Here is an 18714-nt window from a genome sequence, read left to right on the forward strand (position 1 = left end):
GTGCGCCACCCTCTATGCTTCACCTCGTTTTCCTGCGTGGTTCCCGCCCTCCGGCGCGGCGCTCCACTCCACGCGGTTGCCCGGCCACACCTGTTCACGACGATCTGCACAGCGGGAGCGAGCGGTGAGCGGAACCTCCGAAGGGCCGACGCCCCGGGCGGGCACGGCCCCCGGCGCCGGGTCGTCAGAGGTCACACAGGGTGATCACCCGAGGCCGAACCTCTCCGAGCTGCGCGACTACCGCGCCGCGTTCGCGGTGTCCGCCCTCCCGATGGCCGTCGTCGACCAGCACGGCCTGATCGTCAGGCCCAACGACGCGCTGGGCGCACTGCTCGGCGCCGACGCCTCGTCCCTGACCGGGCAGACCGCGGCCGACCTCCTCGGTCTCGCCTCGGACAGCCCCACCTGGCGGGCGTACACCGAGGTCCTGCGCGGCACCCGGCCCCGGCTCCGGTGCACCCGGCGGCTCAAGCACGCCGACGGCCGGCCCCTGTGGGCCGAGGTCACCGTCGCGCCGATGGGCGACCGGGTCACCGGCGCGGGCCGGGTGCTGCTGTCGGTCGCCGACGTCAGTGACCGGCGCGAGATGCGGGAGCGGCTGCGCCATCTGCGGATACACGACCCCGTGACCCGGCTGCCCAACCGCACCCTGTTCTTCGAGCGGCTCGCGAGCGCGCTGGAGACCCCGCCGCACCAGGACGGGTCGTCGCCCCCGCACGGCCGGATCGGCCTCTGCTACCTGGACATCGACGGTTTCAAGGCGGTCAACGACACCCTGGGGCACCGCACCGGCGACCGTCTCCTCGCCGCCGTCGCCGGGCGGCTCACCGACTGCGCCGAGGCCGGTGGCCACCGCACCGGCGGTCATCTGGTGGCGCGCCTGGGCGGTGACGAGTTCGCGATCCTGGTCGAGGACTCGTCAGGTACGCCGCAGCTCACCGAACTCGCCCGCTCGGTGCTCTCCGCCCTCCAGCGTCCGTTCGAGGTCTCCGGGCACCGGCTGTCGGTCTCCGCGTCGATCGGGGTGGTGGAGCGGTCGTCGGCCGGCACCTCGGCCACCGCCCTGATGCAGGCCGCGGACACCACGCTGTACTGGGCGAAGGCCGACGGCCGGGCCCGCTGGACCCTCTTCGACCCCGAGCGCAACGCCCACCGGATGACCCGGCAGGCACTCTCCTCCACGCTCCGCCCGGCCGTCGAGCGCGGGGAGTTCACCCTGGAGTACCAGCCGCTGGTCGGCATGGCGGACGAGGTCGTACGGGGTGTGGAGGCCCTGGTCCGGTGGAACCACCCGCGGTTCGGTCTGCTCGCGCCGAGCCGGTTCGTGCCCATTGCCGAGGAGGACGGCACGATCGTCCAGCTCGGCCGGTGGGTCCTGCGCACGGCCTGCCGTCAGGCCCGCCGCTGGCAGTTGGAACACCCGGACGAGCCACCGCTGTTCATCAGCGTCAACGTCGCCGTGCGCCAGGTCCGGGACTCCGACCTGGTGACCGATGTCGCGGAGATCCTCGCCGAGACGGGCCTCGAACCCGGGCTGTTGCAGCTGGAGCTGACCGAGTCCGCGGTGATGGGCTCGTCGGGCAGGCCGCTGCGGGTGCTCCAGGCGCTCAGCGACATGGGTGTCCGTATCGCCATCGACGACTTCGGCACCGGCTACTCCAACCTCGCCTACCTCAGCCGGCTGCCGGTGTCCGTGCTGAAGCTGGACGGCTCCTTCGTACGCGGCTTCCGGTACGAGGACGGCGCGCACCCCAGCCCGGCCGACGAGACGATCGTCGAGGCCATGGTGCAGCTGGCGCACCGCCTGGGCCTGACGGTCACCGCGGAGTGCGTGGAGACCTCGGGCCAGGCGGAGCGGCTGCGCCGGATCGGCTGCGACACCGGGCAGGGGTGGCTGTACTCCCGAGCGGTGGCCCCGGAGCGGATCGCGGAGCTGATCGGCACGAGACCACCGGAGAGCTGACCGGATCAGCCGAGGCGGGGCAGCCCGTAGGCGTCGGCGATGAGTTCGTACGAGCGCAGCCGGGCCTCGCCGCCGTGGGCGTTGGCCGTGATCATCAGCTCGTCGGCTCCGGTGCGCTTGGCCAGGTCGTCCAGGCCGGTGCGGACCTCGTCCGCCGTGCCGTGGACGATGTCCTTCAGCCAGCCGTCGACGAACTCGCGCTCCATGGGGCTGAAGTCGTGCGCCTCCGCCTCTTCGGGGCTCGGCACGAGGCCGGGGCGCCCGGTGCGCAGCCGGACCATGTTGAGGGCGCCGGTGAGGACCTGGCGCCTGGCCTCGCGCTCGTCGTCGGCGGCCAGGGCCGCGACCCCGATGAGGGCGTAGGGGGCGTCGAGCACCGCGGAGGGCGTGAAGGACTCCCGGTACAGGTCCAGGGCCGGCACGGTGTTCCGGGACGAGAAGTGGTGGGCGAAGGCGAAGGGCAGGCCGAGGACGCCGGCCAGCCGGGCGCTGAAGCCGGAGGAGCCCAGCAGCCAGACGGGCGGGCGGGCGGGCGACTGCACGCCACCGGGCGAGGTGGCTTGCACGGGCCCGGGGACGGCGTGGATACGGGCGTAGGGGTGCCCGTCCGGGAAGTCGTCGTCCAGGAAGCGGGTCAGCTCGGCGAGCTGCTGCGGGAAGTCGTCGGCGCCCTCGTTCAGGCGGTCCGTACGACGAAGGGCCGCCGCGGTGGCGCCGTCCGTGCCGGGCGCGCGGCCGAGGCCGAGGTCGACACGGCCGGGGGCCATCGCCTCCAGGGTGCCGAACTGCTCGGCGATCACCAGCGGCGCGTGGTTGGGCAGCATCACCCCGCCGGAGCCGAGCCTGATGCGCTCGGTGTGGGCGGCCAGGTGCGCGAGGATCACCGCGGGGGACGAGGAGGCCACCCCGGGCATGGAGTGGTGCTCGGCGACCCAGTAGCGGTGGAAGCCGCGGCTCTCGGCGAGCTTGGCGATGTCCACGCTGGTGCGCAGGGCCTGGGTCGCCGTGCGGCCCTGGCCCACGGTCACCAGGTCGAGCACCGAGAGCGGTACGGAGGCCGTACCGCCCGCTGTGCCGCGAATCCCGTCGCCTCGGTTCTCGTCGCCTCGGTTCTCGTCGCCTCGGTTCTCGTCCACGTGTTCGGCCTCTCCGGTGCTACGTCTGTGTACCGGAGGGTGCAAACAGGAGGATGGCTCCGCTTATTCCCGGCCGCTCCCCCGGGAGCCGGCGCGGGATGCCTTACTCCCGGACCTCGATGCCCCGCGGCTCGGAGGCGCCCAGCGGGGGCTCCCGGGTGGCGAAGAGGGTGCCGAGGGTGGGGGCCCAGATCCGGCGTTCGGCCAGCCGGAGCCCTTCCCAGACCGCCACCTGGTTGGCGGTGAGGACCGGCTTGCCGAGGAGTTCCTCCAGTTCGGGGACGTACGCGGCGGTGTGCAGCGCGTTGTCGGGGAGCAGGACCACTTCGGCGTCCGGGTGGTCGCCGGCCACGGCCAGCTCCTTCACGAGCTCCATGTCCGCGTCGGCCGCCGCGGACGCCGTGACGATGCCGCCGCCCCGGGTCGAGGTCACCTCGACGCCCCCGGACCCCAGGAAGCCCGCGAAGAGCGCGGCGACGTCGTCGGAGTAGGTCGCGGCGACCGCGACCCGGGTGGCACCGAGCTCGCGTACCGCCTGGACGAAGGCGATGGAGGTGCTGGACGCGGGGAGCCCGGCGGCCCTGGCCAGGTCCGCCGCCTGCTCGTGGGCACCGGCCCAGCCGTAGGCGAAACTGCCGCCCGAGCAGGCCCAGACCAGCGACTCGGCGCCGGCCATCCGCAGTTCCTCGACGCCGGCGCCGAGACGCTCGGCCGAGCCGGCCGCCCGGAGGTTGTCGGCCCTGCGGACGTCCTCGTCGATGTCGGTGTGGAAGAGCGGCACTCTGATGTCGCTGTCGAGCATGACCTCGATCCGCGGGAAGTCGTCCTCCGCGGCGTGGCCCGGGTAGAGAAGTCCTACGGTCGTCATGTCCGCCCTTCCCGTGCGTCCGGATGTCCTGTCGGCACTCGTAACCACCGCTGCCCCTGCCTGGGACAAGTATTCCCCTTTTCGCCCCATACCGCCGCCCGCAACGGGGGTGACCAGCGGTTTCTCCTCGGACGCGGAGGCCGTGTTGACGGGCGTGTTCCCCGGTGCGAGCGTGGTCAATCCGATGACCGCTCCCGTGATCCTCGTCCTGGACACCGACCCGTCACCGCGCCTGGGCCGGCTGACCGGCCGGGCCGTCGTCCGGTACGCCGACGAGCGGACGCTGGCCGCCCGGCTGCCCGGCGCGGATGTGCTGCTCGTCTGGGACTTCACCTCCGACGCCGTCCGCGAGGCCTGGCCGGGCGACGGACCACGCCCCCGCTGGGTGCACACGGCGAGCGCCGGGGTGGACCGGCTGCTCTGCCCGGAGCTGGCGGCCTCCCCCACCGTCGTCACGAACGCCCGTGGCGTGTTCGAGCTGCCCGTCGCCGAGTACGTCGCGGGGCTGGTGCTCGCCTTCGCGAAGGACCTGCCCCGCACGCTGGAGCTCCAGCGGCAGCGCCGCTGGAGCCACCGGGAGACCAGGGGACTCGCCGGCAGCCGCGCCGTGGTCGTCGGCGCGGGCCCCGTCGGCCGGGAGATCATGCGGCTGCTGCACGGCCTCGGCGTCCAGGTGGCGCTCGTCGGCCGTACGGCCCGGCGCACGATCCACGGCGTCGAGGACCTGGGACGGCTGGCGGCCGGTGCGGACTGGGTGATCTGCGCGGCCCCGCTGACGGACGCGACGCGCGGCATGTTCGACGCACGTTTCTTCGGACTGCTCCAGCCCTCCGCCCACTTCGTCAACGTGGGGCGCGGCCCGCTGACCGTCGAGGAGGATCTGGCCGACGCGCTGCGGAAGCGGTGGATCGCGGGTGCGGCGCTCGACGTGTTCCACGAGGAGCCGCTGGGTCCGTCCAGCCCGCTGTGGGACGTGCCCGGGCTGCTGGTCTCCCCGCACATGAGCGGCGACACGGCCGGCTGGCGGGACCGGCTGGGCGAACAGTTCGTCTCGATGTACGAGGGCTGGGTGGCCGGCGCGCCTCTCCCCAACGTGGTGGACATGGAGCGCGGTTACGTACCGTCTCCGGACATTCCGTCCTGACGGTCCGAAGTGACGGGCAGTCATGAACCGGCACCCGGCGGGGAATACGCCCCGCGCACCCGTCGTCGCCCTCCGCCCATGACGAGACACGGGAAGGTCACCCTCCGGCCACTGTTCGATTACATGGCAGCGCTTGCTGCATAGAAGTCCGGGATCGGGAAGGTGCTCACCCTGTCCGGACTGTTCGACACCCCGATTTCTCCAGGAGATTGCGAACCATGGCTGACTTCCCTCACCTGTCCCGTCGGGGCTTCCTCAATCGATCGGCGGCCGTGGGAGGTCTGATCGTCGTTCCCGGCCTGCTCTCCGCGTGCAGCAAGACCGACGCCGGCGCCACGGACGGCGAGGGCGCGCTCGACAAGCTCCGCAAGCAGGGCTTCGTCAGGGTCGCGTACGCCAACGAGGCTCCGTACGGCTACATGGAGGGCAAGGAGCTCAAGGGTGAGGCCCCCACGCTGCACCGGGAGATATTCAAGGCGCTCGGCGTGGACGAGCTGAAGCCCACCCTCTCGGAGTGGGACGGCCTCATCCCCGGTCTCCAGGCGGGCAAGTACGACGTCGTCAGCGCGGGCATGGCCATCACCCCCGAGCGCTGCGCCAACGCCCTGTTCTCCGAGCCGGAGTTCATCTCCCCCACCGCCCTGATGGTGAAGAAGGGCAACCCGAAGAAGCTCACCGACCTGGCGTCCGCGAAGGCGGCCGGGGTCACCGTCGGCGTGATGTCCGGTGCGGTCGAGGCCTCGTACGCCGAGGGCGCGGGCATCGCCGAGGGGAAGATCAAGACCCTTCAGAAGCCGCAGGACGGCGCGGACGCCGTCAAGGGCGGCCGGATCGACGCGTTCCTGCTCACCGGCATCTCGCTGCGCTGGCTCGCCAAGACCAACCCGGACACCGAGGTCACCGAGGCCTTCGTCCCCGAGCTGGACGGCGCGAAGCAGTTCTCCCCGGGCGGCGCGGTGTTCCGCAAGGGCAACGAGGACCTGCGGGACTCCTTCAACCGCGAGCTCAAGAAGATCGTCTCGGACAGGTCCCGCTACGTGGAGCTCCTCCAGGAGTACGGCTTCGGCGCCACGGAGATCCCGCCGGCCACGCTCAAGACGGCCGACCTGTGCAAGGGCTGACGAGGACGGACCCCAGCGTATGAGTGACTTCCTCTCCATACTCGGCGAAGAGTTCCCCCAGGTCAGGTCGGGCCTGTGGGTGACGCTCGAGGCGACGGTCCTGGGCTCCCTGCTCGCCCTGCTGCTGTCGTTCGTCCTCGGTCTCGCCGCGGGCAGCAAGCTGCTGCTGGTACGCGGGGTCTCCCGGACCGTCGTGGAGTTCTTCCGCGGCACCTCGCTTTACATCCAGCTGTTCTGGCTCTACTACGCGATGCCGCCCCTCACGGGCTACGAACTCACCCCGCTGGTCTGCGGGGTCGTCGCCTTCGGCCTGAACTACGGGGCGTACGGCTCCGAGATCGTGCGCGGCGCGATCAACTCCGTGCCACGCGCGCAGTACGAGGCGGCGGTGGCGCTGAACATGACGCCCTTCCACCGCATGCGGAAGGTGATCATGCCGCAGGCCTGGGTGCAGATGATCCCGTCCTTCACCAACCTGCTGATCCAGCTGCTGAAGTGCACGCCCCTGCTGTGGCTGCTCTCCGCGGCCGATCTGATGACCGCGATCGAACACGTCCGCAGCCGGAGCGGTGAGAGCCTCCTCACCTATCTGATGCTGCTGGCCGTCTACTTCGTCCTCGCCTACGCGCTGACGCTGCTGATGAACATGCTGGAGCGCACCGCCAAGCGGCGGCTGGGACTGCACACCGGTGCGGGCAGCCTGCTCAGGACACGCACGGCGGAAGCCGCCGCCACAGCGGGAGGTGCCCGGTGAACCAGTCGTTCCGGTGGGATGCCGTCGGGGACGCTTTTCCCCTGCTGCTCGAAGGATTCAGGGTCACGCTGCTCGCGACCGTGCTCGGCACGCTCGTGGCGGCGGTGCTGGGGTTGGCCGTCGCCGTGGCCGGGCGGGCACCGTCCCGCTTCGTGACCGTGCCGGTGAAGGCGCTGACGGAGTTCGTCCGTTCCACCCCGCTGCTGGTGCAGCTGGTGGGCGCGGCAGCCGTCTTCAGCTCCGTGGAGCCGCTGACCATCGGCATCGTCGTGCTCGGCATCCACTACGCCGCGTACACCTCGGAGGTCTACCGGGCGGGGATCGACGGTGTGCCCAAGGGGCAGTGGGAGGCCTGCCGGGCGCTCTCCATGTCGCCGCGGCGGACCTGGCAGGCCGTGATCCTGCCGCAGGCGGTGCGCAACGTGCTGCCCGCGCTCGGCAACTACGCGATCTCGATGTTCAAGGAGACCCCCTTCCTCGCCGTGATCACGGTGCAGGAAATGGTCTTCGAAGCCCGGAAGTACGGAGCCGACCACTTCGTGTACACCGAGGTGTTCACGCTCGCCGGACTGGTCTTCCTGGTCGCGAGCTACCCCACCTCACTGCTCATGAGAAAGCTGGAGAAGCGCCTTGGCCACTGAATCCGCACCTCTCGAAAAGGAACCCGGGCCCGCGGACGCGGCTCCGGACGCCCGGCTGACCGGCGTCGAGCCGCTGGTCCGCTTCGACAAGGTCGTCAAGCGGTACGGCGACCATGTGGTCCTGGACGAGCTGGACTTCACCGTGCGGCGCGGTGAGCACGTCACGCTGATCGGACCGAGCGGCTCGGGAAAGACGACCATCCTGCGGCTCCTGATGACGCTGGAGAAGGTCAGCGACGGCGTGATCTGGGTGGACGGCTCGCCGCTCTCGCACGTGCGGACGCCGTCCGGCTCGCTGAAGCCCGCCGGTGAGAAGCAGCTGCGGGAGTCCCGGAAGAAGATCGGGATGGTCTTCCAGCAGTTCAATCTCTTCCCGAACATGAAAGTGCTCCAGAACATCACCGAGGCGCCCGTCAACGTCCTCGGCATGGACAAGGACGAGGCGGAGGCCCGGGCCCGGGACCTGCTCGACCTGGTCGGGCTCTCCGGCAAGATCGACGCGCATCCCTCCCAGCTCTCCGGCGGCCAGCAGCAGCGCGTGGCCATCGCCCGCGCCCTGGCGATGCGGCCGGAGATCCTGCTGCTCGACGAGGTGACGTCGGCGCTGGACCCGGAGCTGGTGGCGGGTGTGCTGGACCTCCTCTGCGACATCGCGAGGAACACCAACATCACGATGCTCTGTGTGACCCACGAGATGAACTTCGCCCGGGACGTGTCCGAAAAGGTCCTGATGTTCGACGCGGGACGGGTCGTGGAATCCGGTACGCCGGAAAAAATATTCACCGACCCCGAACACGAACGCACGCGCGAATTCCTCAACGCGGTGCTGTGACCTTGCCTTTGGCAAGTCGACCGTGACCTTGGCATATGCCATGCGGGTGCGCCCCAGCTGACGCCGCCGGGGCGCACCATCAACTCCTCGACAGCCCCTCCCCAACGGCTGATTGACGACTATCGTGGGTCGTGAGCTTGCGGTCACAACCTGGCATATGCCCTGGAGGGGGAACCGTGGCGTTGAAGCCCGAGCCGAAGGCGCCGTTCCATTCGGTGCAGTACGCCCTTCGAGTGCTCGAGTCCGTGTCCACCCACGGCAGCGGGGTGACCGAGGCACGGCTCTCGCGCGAGACGGGACTGCCGACGGGCCATCTCACGCCGCTCCTGCTGACGCTGCGCCGCGAGGGATACGTCGAGCAGGTCGCCGACGGCGCGTACATCGTCGGGTCCTCGCTCCTGGAGCTCGGCTCGGGCGCCGCCCGCAGGCGGGCCCTCGAGGCGAAGCTCCAGCAGACCCTCGTACAGCTGCGCGACTCGGTCGGTGCGGCCGTCTACGTCAGCCGCTACGTCGACGGGGAGATCCGCGTCACGCAGATGGCAGACGGACCCCGCACCCCGGCCGTCAACGAGTGGGTCGACTTCCGCTCGGCGGCGCACGCCAGCGCGATCGGCAAGTGCCTGCTGACGCAGCTCGACCAGAACGGCCGGCGCGACCATCTGTCCCGGCACCGGATCGCGCGGCTGACGTCGCGGACGATCACGAACGAGAAGGTGCTCTTCTCCAAGCTGGACAGCCAGCCGGCGACGGTCCCGGTGCTCGACCTCCAGGAGTACGCCGTGGGCACGGTGTGCGCGGCCGTTCCGCTGACGGCGGGCTCGTCGGCCGGGTGCCTGGCGCTCTCCCTGCCGATCGAGCACGCGCACCGGCTGCGGGCCGCGGCCGCGACGCTGAACCGGCGCGCGGCACCGGTCCTGCTGTCGCTGGCCCTCTGAGCCTCGGCCCTCTGAGCCTCATCGGGTGAGGCGTTCCGGGGGTCCCGGGACGCCTCGTTCCCGATCAAGGAGGGCCCTCGTTCAGAGGTGCAGCCATACCGCCGTGTCCGGGGGCACCGAGCCGTCCGGGAGCGGACCGCTGGCGAGCAGGACCTCGGCGCCCTCGGGCAGCGGGACGGCCGTCGTCGATGCGTTGAGCAGGCAGCGGAAGCCGCCCTGCCGGTCGAAGCACACCGTCCCGGGCCCCGCGTCCACCCAGGTCAGCGACTCCGGCAGGCCGATCAGGCGGCCCCTGCGCAGCGCCAGCGCGGAGCGGTAGAGGCTGAGGAAGGACTCCGGATCGTCGTGCTGGGACTCCACGCTCAGTCCGGACCAGGCCGCCGGCTGCGGAAGCCAGGGGGCGGCGCCGGACGTCTCGGGTGAGAAGCCCAGCGAGGCCCCGGACCCGCTCCACGGCAGCGGCACCCGGCACCCGTCCCGCCCCCGGTCCGAGCCGCCCGAGCGTACGAAGGTGGGGTCCTGGAGCAGTTCGTCGGGCAGGTCCTGCACCTCCGGCAGGCCCAGTTCGTCGCCCTGGTACACGTACACCCCGCCCGGCAGGGACAGCGTCAGCAGTGCCGCGGCCCGCGCCCGGCGGCGGCCGAGCACCGGGTCGCTCGGGTCGAGCAGCCGTTTGTCGCCCATGTCGAACGAGGTGTCCTCCCGTCCGTAGCGCGTGACGTGGCGGATCGTGTCGTGGTTGGAGAGCACCCAGGTGGGCGGCGCCCCCACCGGTGCGTGCCCGGCGAAGGTCTCCTCGATGACGCGGCGCAGCGCTTCGGCGTCCCACGCGCAGCACAGGAAGTCGAAGTTGAACGCGGAGTGGAGCTCGTCGGGCCGCAGATAGCGCGCCGACTGCTCGGGGGTCGGGAGCCAGACCTCCCCGACGAACGTGCGCTCGCCTTCGTAACCGTCGAGGATCTTGCGCCAGGAGCGGTAGATGTCGTGCACCGCGTCGCAGTCCTGGTAGGGCAGGTCCGTGATGTCCGGGTCCGGGCCGACATCGGGCAGGCCGGGCTTCTTCGCCAGACCGTGGGCGACGTCGATGCGGAATCCGTCGACGCCCCGGTCCAGCCAGAAACGCAGGACGTCCTCGAACTCGGCGCGCACCTCGGGGTGCTCCCAGTTCAGGTCGGGCTGTTCGGGCGCGAACATATGGAGGTACCAGGGCCCGGCGCTGCCGTCGGCCTCGGTCACCCGGGTCCACGCGCTGCCGCCGAAGTACGAGGTCCAGTCGTTGGGCGGCAGCTCGCCGCCCTCTCCCCTGCCGGGGACGAACCAGAAACGTTCGCGCTCCGTGGATCCGGGGCCCGCGGCGAGAGCGTCACGGAACCAGCTGTGCTGGTCCGAGCAGTGGTTGGGCACCAGGTCGATCAGGACCCGCAGCCCGTGCTCGTGCGCCTCGGTGATGAGCCGCTCGGCCTCGGCGAGGGTGCCGAACAGCGGGTCGATGTCGCGGTAGTCCGCCACGTCGTACCCGCCGTCGGCCATCGGCGAGGTGTACCAGGGGTTGAACCACAGGGCGTCGACGCCGAGCTCCCGCAGGTACGGGAGGCGGCTGCGGACCCCGGCGAGGTCACCGGTGCCGTCCCCGTCACCGTCCGCGAAGCTGCGTACATAGATCTGGTAGATCGCGGCGTGCCGCCACCAGTGGGTGGTCACTGAGACTCCTTGCTCGGTATATATGAGGTGGCGCGGGCCCGCAGGTCAGGGGCGGGCCCGCACCGTTCGGACTACCAGCCGGTGTTGCCGGTGCCCCGGGTGACGGTGAAGCCACCCGCGCTGGAGAGGCCGCCCGCGGCGGCGCCGGCGACGGTGACGCCGGAGAAGGTCCCCGCGCCCGCGGAGTTGATCTCGATGCCGTACGAACCGGCCTTGTCGATCTTCAGCCCGTCGACGGTGAGCGCGCCGACGTTCTTCTGCCAGGAGATGAGCAGTCCGCTGTAGGTGCTGTCGAGGATCTCGTTGTCCTTGACCAGGACGGGGGCGGTGATGTCCGAGGAGTCGGCGTAGATCCACAGGGCGCCGAGCTTGCTCTGCCAGTTGGGTTCGTAGCCGCCCGTACGGGTCAGGGTGTTGCGCTGCACGGACGTCGTCCCGCTGAAGGGCACGGGGGCGAAGCGGCTGCTGATGGCGATGCCGGAGGAGCCGGTGACCGTGTCGGCGAGGAGGTTGTCCTCGACCCGGTTGCCGTGGCCGCCGTAGATGCCGACGGTGTTGGCGAGCATCGGGAGCTGCACCGTGTTGAAGCGGAACACGCTGTCGGTGACGGCCTGGGCCTCGGAGAACATGGCGAGCCCGTCGTCGCCGGTGTTGCGGACGCTGCTGTGGGAGACCTCGGTCGCCTTGGTGCCCTTGTGGAGGTTGACGCCGTCCGCGAAGGTGTCGCGGATGCGGAGCCCGGAGGCGTACAGCCCGGTGGTCGGGGCGTCGATCCAGAGGCCGACCTTGGTGTGCTGGATCCAGAGGTTCGTCAGGGTGGATCCGTTGCCGAAGTCACCCTCGACCGCGGCGTCGAAGTTGGCGTCGTCGCGGTAGGAGACGTCTCCGGCGATCATCAGGTCCTGGACGTTGCTGGTGCCGCCGCGTCCGAAGAGTCCGCCCTTGCCGTTCCTGCCGCGCAGCACGGTGTGCCACTGACCGGCGCCCCGCAGGTCGGTCCCGGTGAGGTCGACGTGCCCGGAGATGTCGTACGTACCGGCGGGCAGCCAGAGTCCCTTGCCCTGTGAGGTGGCGGTCGTGAGCGCCGAGTTGAGGGCCGCGGTGTCGTCCGTCGTGTCGTTCGGGGTGACTCCGAGGGTGGTCGCGGAGACGAACCCGGTGGACGGCATGGTCAGGGCGCCGGGGGCGGTCTCGGCCTCGACGAGGTCCAGGGTGTACGAGGCGGCGGTGTCGCCGGCGTCCTTCTGGAACTTCAGGACGGTTCCGGCCGGGAGCCCGGCGGTCAGCAGGGTGCGGGTCTCGTCGAAGAAGTGGTGGCCGGAGCCCTGGGAGGGATCGTTGTTGTACGGGTAACCGCCGTACACCCAGCTGTACTTCGAGCTCAGGGGCAGGTCGCGGAGCTGGGTGCCGTTGGCGTACACGCTGAGCGTGGTGTCGATGCCGGTGCCCGCGGCGTTGTCCGGCACGGAGTAGCGCAGGGTCAGGGCGTCGGCCGGCTTGGTCAGCGTGAACTGCACGTACTCGCCGGTGGCGTCCAGGACGACGGCCTTGCGGCCGGACGCCTCGGACGGGACGGTGAGGTAGGTGCGGTCGGGGCCGATGGTGGTGGCGTTGGTGCTGCCGTCCTCCGCCTCGTACGTGGTGTACGGGAGGGTGGCGCCCCGGGTGCTGTTGGCCGTGGAACCGGTGACCCCGATGCCGTCGAGCTGGAGGGTTCCGTTGTCCCCGGCGGCGGTGCGCAGCGTGACGTGGTTGAGCGCGGCGCGCAGGGGGACGTCGGTCGCGGCGCTCTTCCAGGCGCCGCCGGTACCGGGCAGGGTCAGGCGGCGGACCGTGGTGCCGTTGGCGAGCAGGGTGACGGTGGACGCGTCGGCGCCCGGGGTGCGGTAGCGCACGGTCACGGGGTACGTCGCCGCGCCGGGGGCGTTCACCGCGAAGACGGCACGGGCACCGGTGGCGGTGAAACCGGAGAGGTAGGCGCTGCCCTCGTATCCGGTGGCGGTGGTGGCCTTCGCCGGGCCGCCGGAGACGAAGGCGTCCTCTGCCTGGTGGGTCAGGGTGACGGGGACAGGGTCCGTGGGCCCGGTGGGGGTGGCCGGGGTGAGGCTGTCGATGTTGACGTTGCCGCTGTCGGCGGTGGTGAACGTCCAGGCGATGGTGTTGGCGCCCTTCGCGTACGTCACCGGCTCCTGGTGCGTGGCCCAGGTGTTCCAGTCCGCTGTGGCCGGCAGGCTCACCTGGCGGACCTTCGCCCCGTTCACGTACAGGCTCAGCGTCATCGTGGCACCGGTGCCGTTCGCGTACCGCACGGAGACCGAACCGCTGCCGGACTCGGCGGAGTTCACCGCGAAGGAGACGGAGGCGGATCCCTTGTTGCCGTCGGTGAAGCCACCGGCGAAGCCCGTGCCCGTGTAGCCGCTGTGGTCGGTGGCCGCGACGGCGCCGCCGGACAGCTGGGCGGACTCGGCTTCGAGACTGCCGGCCGGCGTCGGGGTCTCCGAGCCGGTGGAGGTGGCGGCGGTGGCGTTGTCGATGTTGACGTTGCCGCTGTCGGCGGTGGTGAACGTCCAGGCGACGGTGTTGGCGCCCTTCGCGTACGTCACCGGCTCCTGGTGGGTGGCCCAGGTGTCCCAGTCCGCGGTGGCCGGCAGGCTCACCTGGCGGACCTTCGCCCCGTTCACGTACAGGCTCAGCGTCATCGTGGCACCGGTGCCGTTCGCGTACCGCACGGAGACCGAACCGCTGCCCGCCGCCTCCGCCGTCACGCCGAAGGACACGGAGGCGCTGCCCTTGTTGGCGTCGGTGAAGCCGCCGACGAAGCCGGTTCCGGTGTAGCCGCCGTGCTCGGTGGAGACGGCGGCTCCGCCCGACAGCCGGGCGGACTCGGCCTCCAGGGTGGTGGTGGCAGCCTGCGCCGCCGCCGTCCCGTACAGGACGGTGCCGAGCAGGGACAGGAGGACGGGGTAGGTGAACCGCGCGGCGGCTCGGGAGCGCGTTCTTGGTGCAGGAGACACGGCTGTGTGTCCTTCCCTTGGGGGGTGGTGGGTCAGCCCTTGAGGCTGCCCGCGGTGAGACCCGCGATGATGTGGCGCTGGAGGATCAGGAAGAGGACGAGCAGGGGGATGCTCGCCATGACCATCCCGGCCAGCAGCTGGTTGGCCGGCATGAACTCCGAGAGCCGGTTGAGTGCGACGGTGATGGGCTGCTTCGCCTCGTCGGGGAGGACGAGCATCGGCCAGAGGAAGTCCTTCCAGACCCCGACGACCGCGAAGATGGAGACGACGGCCAGCACCGGCCGGGAGAGCGGCAGGACGACCGAGATCAGGACCCTGAGCGTGCCGGCACCGTCGATCCGTGCGGAGTCGAGGAGTTCGGCGGGAATCTGGTCGAAGAACCGCTTGAGGATGAAGATGTTGAAGGCGTTGGCCGCGGCGGGCAGCCAGATGGCGAACGGCGTGTTGATCAGGTTGACGTGGAAGAGCGGCACGTCGACCACGGCCAGATACGTCGGTACGAGCAGCGCCGACACGGGGAGCATCAGGGTCGCCAGCATCATGCCGAGGACGACGTTGCCGAGCACGGGCCGGAGCTTGGACAGGGCGTAGGCGGCGGACACGTCGACCAGCAGCTGCGTCAGCCAGGCCCCGGAGGCCAGCAGCAGTGTGTTGAGGAAGAACTGACCGAGGCCGACGTTCGTCCACGCGTCGACGTAGCTCTCGGGGTGCCAGCTCCTGGGGAAGAGGCCGAGGCTCTGGCCGGCGAGCTCGGACGACGACTTCACCGCTCCCGTCGTCATCCAGTAGAGCGGGAAGACGAAGGCGATGGTGAAGCCGGTCAGGGTGGCGACGAGCACGAAGCGGTAGAGGAACCGGCCGGTGCGCCGGGTCATCTCGGCGGGTGCGATCAGTGTGCGTACGGGGGTTTCGGCAGCCATGGCGGCGGTTCCTCTCAGCCCTTGCTCCGGGTCAGGCGCAGATAGACGACGGAGAAGAGGCCGAGCACCACGAAGAGCAGCGTGCTCATGGCGCTGGCCAGGCCGAAGTCGTTGTAGACGAAGGCGTAGCGGTAGAGGAGCAGGAGCACGGTGACGGTCGCGTCGTCGGGCCCGCCGCCGGTGAGGACGAAGGGTTCGACGAAGACCTGCATGGTGCCGATGACCTGGAGCAGCAGCGTGATCATCAGGATGAAGCGCATCTGCGGGACCGTGACGTGCCACAGCCTCTGCCGGATCGACGCGCCGTCGAGCTCGGCCGCCTCGTACAGCTCGCCGGGGATGCCGCCGAGCGCCGCCAGGTAGATCAGGGTGGTGGTGCCCATGTTGGCCCAGGTGGAGACGAGGACCAGGGACACCATCGCGAGGTTCTCCGACTCCAGCCACTGCTGGGCCGGCAGGTGGAAGACCTCCAGTGCCTGGTTGAACAGGCCGGGGCCCGGGTCGTAGAACTGCCGCCAGAGCAGCATGGTGACGATCGGCGGCAGCATGACCGGCAGGTAGACCGTCATGCGCAGGTACGAGCGCCCGTGCCGCAGCTCGTTCAGGACGACCGCCGTGGCGAACGGGGCCGCGAACCCGAACACGAGGGCGAGCAGTGTGAAGTAGCCGGTGTTCTGCCAGGCGGTCAGGAACAGCGGGTCGTCGAACAGGCGCCGGAAGTTGTCCAGGCCCACCCACCGGGCGGGTTCGGCGAAGGTGACCTGCTGGAAGCCGAGCACGGCCCCTCGCACGATCGGGTACCAGGAGAAGAGCGCGAAGCAGAGGACTCCCGCGGCGAGGAAGAGGTAGGCGACCAGGTTCTCGCGCAGGGCCCGGCGCAGCCGGGGGTTCCCGGCCGTGGTCCCGGCCCGGGGCCGGGGCGGGGGGTCGTCGCCTTCCGTGGTCTTCTCACCGGCGTCGGAGAGCGGCTGGAGGGACATCGTCATGTCACTTCACCGAGGCGAGGACGGTGTCGGCCTTCTTGGCGGCCTCGGCGAGCAGTGCGTCGATGTCCGCGTCCTCCTTGGTCAGCACGGACTGCATGACACCGTCGAGGATCGTGTAGAGCTGCTGGGCGTTGGGCGGCTCGACCTTGGTCTCCACCTCGGCGTTCCGCTCGATGAACGGCTGGTAGTTCTCGACCGGGGTGTTGGCGTACTGCTCGTGGATCCGGTCGATCTCCGCCTGCGTGTCGCCCGCGAAGAGCCGGGGCTGCGGCAGTCCGATCGGCACACCCGAGGCCTTGGCCCGCTTGCTGTCCACGGCCTCGCGCTCCGGGCTGCGCAGGTACTTCCACTGGACCCACTGCAGTCCGGCCTTGATCTTCTCCGGGGATGCCTTCGGGTTGAACATGAAGCCGTCGCCGCCGCCGAGGGTCGCCGTGCCGGGGAGCGCGGCCAGGCCGTACTCCTCGTACTCGCGCTCGAACTGCTTGACGATGGTGGGGATGTTGTCGGGGCCGGCCATGTACATCCCGAGCTTGCCTGAGCCCATCATCTTCTGGACGTCGGCTATCTCCAGGAGCTGGCGGGTGCCCATGCTCCTGTCGGTCCAGCGCATGTCGTGCAGGGCTTGGAGCGCCTTGCGCCCCGCGTCGCTGTCGAACGCGGCCTTCCACCTGCCGCCCTGCTCGGTGGCCACCTCGCCGCCCATGGAGTAGATCCACGAGGTCAGGTGCCAGCCGCCCTGGTTGTTCTTGCTGTAGTCGGCGTATCCGACCGTGCCGTCGCCGAGCGCGCTGATCTTCTTCGCGGCGGTGCGGACCTCTTCCCAGGTGACCGGCGGCTTGTCGGGGTCCAGCCCGGCCTCGGTGAACAGGGCCCGGTTGTAGAGCAGGCCGAGCGAGTAGTTGCCGGTGGGCAGCCCGTACGTCTTGCCCTCCTCGTCCTTGAAGACCTTCATCAGCGCCGGGTCGATGTCCTCGAAGAACGGCACATCTCCGACGTACTTGCTGATGTCGGCCGCCTGGCGGCGCTGGATCAGCCCGGCCGGGTCGGTGAAGTAGACGTAGTACACGTCCTCCAGCTGGCCGCCCGCGAGCTTGGCCGCGAAGGTCTTCGGGTCCATCTGGCCCTCGCGGGCGTCGATCCTGATCTTCGGGTGGCTCTTCTCGAAGGCCTTGACGTCCTCCATGAAGTTCTGGCGGTCGAGAACCTGCGTCTTGGCGGGCATGCCGTTCACGCTGATCGTGACCACGCCGTTCTTGTCCACCCCGGACGGCGAGGAGCCGGAGCCCCCGCACGCCGTGAGGGCGAGGGAGAGGGCGACCGCCGTCGCCGAACCGAGAACCTGACGTCTACTGATGCCGGGCATGCCAACCATGGGAATCGTGCCTTCCTGAAGGTCCGCCACGGGGATGTCGGACCCCGCGCACTGAGCTGCGCCGAAGGTAGAAGCCGGTTACGCAAGAAGTCAATGCATCTACGCAAGAAAGTAATCTCGGCGGCTTGTGCAAGAAACACGACACCTGCCCGGGGCCGTCAGTACGGCCGGGCGGCGGTGGATCCCCGGACGATCAGCTCCGTGTCGAACATCATCAGTTCGTTTGCACCCGCGTGGCCGTCGATCTGTGCCGCCAGCGAGGCCACGACAGCCGAGGCCATCGCCTGGATCGGCTGCCGGGCGGTGGTCAGCGGCGGGTCCGTGGCCACCATGAACGGCGAATCGTCGAACCCGACCACCGAAAGGTCCGTCGGCACGGACACTCCTTGCCGACGGGCCCCCCGGACAGCACCGAGCGCCAGCGCGTCGCTGGCGCAAACGATGCCGGTGACCCCTTCCGCCAGGAGCCGCGGCAGCGCGGTCGCGCCGCCCTCCATCGTGAAGAGCGCGTGCGCCACCAGCCGCCGCCAGTCGTCCGGGGCGATCCCGCGGCGCGCGCAGAAGGCGGCGAAGCCGGCGAGCTTCCGGGCGGAGGGGACATGACCCACCGGGCCGAGGATCACTCCGATCCGCTCGTGCCCCAGCGCCGAGAGGTGCGTCAGCGCCTGGTCGGCCGCCAGCGCGTCGTCCACCCTGACCTGAGCGACGCCCGTGTTCTCGTCGGCGGCGTTGAGGAGCACCATCGGGACCTTGCGTTCGCGCAGCGCACGGCCGTGTTCGGGGCCGGCGTCGGCGTAACTGGCACCGATGAAGACGATGCCGCCGATGTTCTGGCGCAGGAGCATCTCGATGTAGTGCGCCTCGGAGACGCCGTCGGCGGTCCTGGTGCAGAGCACGGGTATGAGGCCGCGCTTGTTGAGCAGTCCGCACAGGGCCTCGGCGAACGCGGAGAAGATCGGGTTCTGCAGGTCGGGCACGACCAGGCCGATGAGCGCGGCCCGCTCGGCCCGGTAGCGGCTGGGCCGCTCGATCCCGCAGACGTCCAGCGCGCTCAGCACCGCCTCACGGGTCGTGCTCGCCACATCGGGGCTGCCGTTGAGCACGCGGCTGACCGTCGCCTCGCTGACACCCGCGTACTCGGCCACCTGAGAGAGTCGTCGTTTCGTCACGGAGCTTACCCTACAAAGGGCTACGCAAAAATAAAGATCACTTACGAAAGAAAATGACTTTCTTCCGGAGTGGCCGCGCCCCTGCGGCGGAGAGGACCACGGGGTGGAGTGCGGGGAGGGTCACACGGAGGGCGTGCGGCACGTGTCATCAGCAC

General features: G+C 70.2%; 15 protein-coding genes. 7 read left to right on the forward strand and 8 right to left on the reverse strand.

Annotated features, from left to right (window positions below; genetic code table 11):
* The first annotated feature begins 124 nt into the window (after positions 1–124).
* The gene (locus ACIP63_RS06020; RefSeq protein WP_401511835.1) at positions 125–1963 is read left to right on the forward strand and encodes a putative bifunctional diguanylate cyclase/phosphodiesterase; all 1839 of its coding nucleotides are present in this window, start codon (positions 125–127) and stop codon (positions 1961–1963) included.
* A gap of 5 nt (positions 1964–1968) precedes the next feature.
* On the opposite strand, the gene ACIP63_RS06025 is transcribed toward ACIP63_RS06020, so the two are convergent.
* On the reverse strand, positions 1969–3099 hold the full coding sequence (locus tag ACIP63_RS06025; RefSeq protein WP_401511837.1) for an LLM class flavin-dependent oxidoreductase: 1131 nt from the start codon (positions 3097–3099) through the stop codon (positions 1969–1971).
* Between the two features lie 103 nt (positions 3100–3202).
* Complete coding sequence (locus tag ACIP63_RS06030; RefSeq protein ID WP_401511839.1) at positions 3203–3967, reverse strand: decarboxylase; 765 nt, start codon at positions 3965–3967, stop codon at positions 3203–3205.
* Positions 3968–4151: 184 nt separating this feature from the next.
* Between ACIP63_RS06030 and ACIP63_RS06035 the strand changes: the two genes are divergently transcribed.
* The 6 genes from ACIP63_RS06035 (at position 4152) to ACIP63_RS06060 (ending at position 9394) form a co-directional block, all read left to right on the forward strand.
* Positions 4152–5111, forward strand: coding sequence for a D-2-hydroxyacid dehydrogenase (locus ACIP63_RS06035; RefSeq protein WP_401511840.1), 960 nt, complete (start codon positions 4152–4154; stop codon positions 5109–5111).
* Between the two features lie 218 nt (positions 5112–5329).
* A complete protein-coding gene (gene ehuB / locus ACIP63_RS06040) occupies positions 5330–6232 on the forward strand; it encodes an ectoine/hydroxyectoine ABC transporter substrate-binding protein EhuB (protein ID WP_401511842.1) in 903 nt (300 codons plus the stop codon).
* A 19-nt stretch (positions 6233–6251) separates the two neighbouring features.
* Positions 6252–6986 carry an ectoine/hydroxyectoine ABC transporter permease subunit EhuC gene (gene ehuC, locus ACIP63_RS06045; RefSeq protein WP_401511843.1) on the forward strand — a complete coding sequence of 245 codons (735 nt, stop codon included), beginning with the start codon at positions 6252–6254 and terminating at the stop codon, positions 6984–6986.
* Entirely contained in the window at positions 6983–7627 is a 645-nt protein-coding gene (gene ehuD / locus ACIP63_RS06050) for an ectoine/hydroxyectoine ABC transporter permease subunit EhuD (protein ID WP_401511845.1), read from the forward strand. The genes ehuC and ehuD overlap by 4 nt, the downstream gene beginning before the upstream one ends.
* Positions 7617–8459: an ectoine/hydroxyectoine ABC transporter ATP-binding protein EhuA gene (gene ehuA / locus ACIP63_RS06055; protein WP_401511847.1), complete on the forward strand. Its 843-nt coding sequence runs from the start codon at positions 7617–7619 to the stop codon at positions 8457–8459. Before ehuD ends, ehuA begins: the two co-directional genes overlap by 11 nt.
* Positions 8460–8635: 176 nt before the next feature.
* A complete protein-coding gene (locus ACIP63_RS06060) occupies positions 8636–9394 on the forward strand; it encodes an IclR family transcriptional regulator (RefSeq protein ID WP_401511849.1) in 759 nt (252 codons plus the stop codon).
* 81 nt (positions 9395–9475) lie between these two features.
* Here ACIP63_RS06060 and ACIP63_RS06065 read toward each other — a convergent pair whose 3' ends face one another.
* From ACIP63_RS06065 to ACIP63_RS06090, 6 genes are all read right to left on the reverse strand, one after another.
* Positions 9476–11095 carry a glycoside hydrolase family 13 protein gene (locus ACIP63_RS06065; protein WP_401511851.1) on the reverse strand — a complete coding sequence of 540 codons (1620 nt, stop codon included), beginning with the start codon at positions 11093–11095 and terminating at the stop codon, positions 9476–9478.
* A 71-nt stretch (positions 11096–11166) separates the two neighbouring features.
* A complete protein-coding gene (locus tag ACIP63_RS06070) occupies positions 11167–14109 on the reverse strand; it encodes a carbohydrate-binding protein (protein ID WP_401511853.1) in 2943 nt (980 codons plus the stop codon).
* A 32-nt stretch (positions 14110–14141) separates the two neighbouring features.
* The gene (locus tag ACIP63_RS06075) at positions 14142–15029 is read right to left on the reverse strand and encodes a carbohydrate ABC transporter permease (RefSeq protein WP_401511854.1); all 888 of its coding nucleotides are present in this window, start codon (positions 15027–15029) and stop codon (positions 14142–14144) included.
* 14 nt (positions 15030–15043) lie between these two features.
* Entirely contained in the window at positions 15044–16015 is a 972-nt protein-coding gene (locus ACIP63_RS06080) for a carbohydrate ABC transporter permease (RefSeq protein WP_401511856.1), read from the reverse strand.
* A gap of 1 nt (position 16016) precedes the next feature.
* Positions 16017–17381 carry an extracellular solute-binding protein gene (locus ACIP63_RS06085; protein ID WP_401511858.1) on the reverse strand — a complete coding sequence of 455 codons (1365 nt, stop codon included), beginning with the start codon at positions 17379–17381 and terminating at the stop codon, positions 16017–16019.
* Positions 17382–17548: 167 nt separating this feature from the next.
* Entirely contained in the window at positions 17549–18559 is a 1011-nt protein-coding gene (locus ACIP63_RS06090; RefSeq protein ID WP_401511860.1) for a LacI family DNA-binding transcriptional regulator, read from the reverse strand.
* Between the last annotated feature and the right edge of the window lie 155 nt (positions 18560–18714).

This window comes from Streptomyces sp. NPDC088746, assembly GCF_044751065.1.
In the GTDB taxonomy this organism is placed as follows: Bacteria; Actinomycetota; Actinomycetes; order Streptomycetales; family Streptomycetaceae; genus Streptomyces.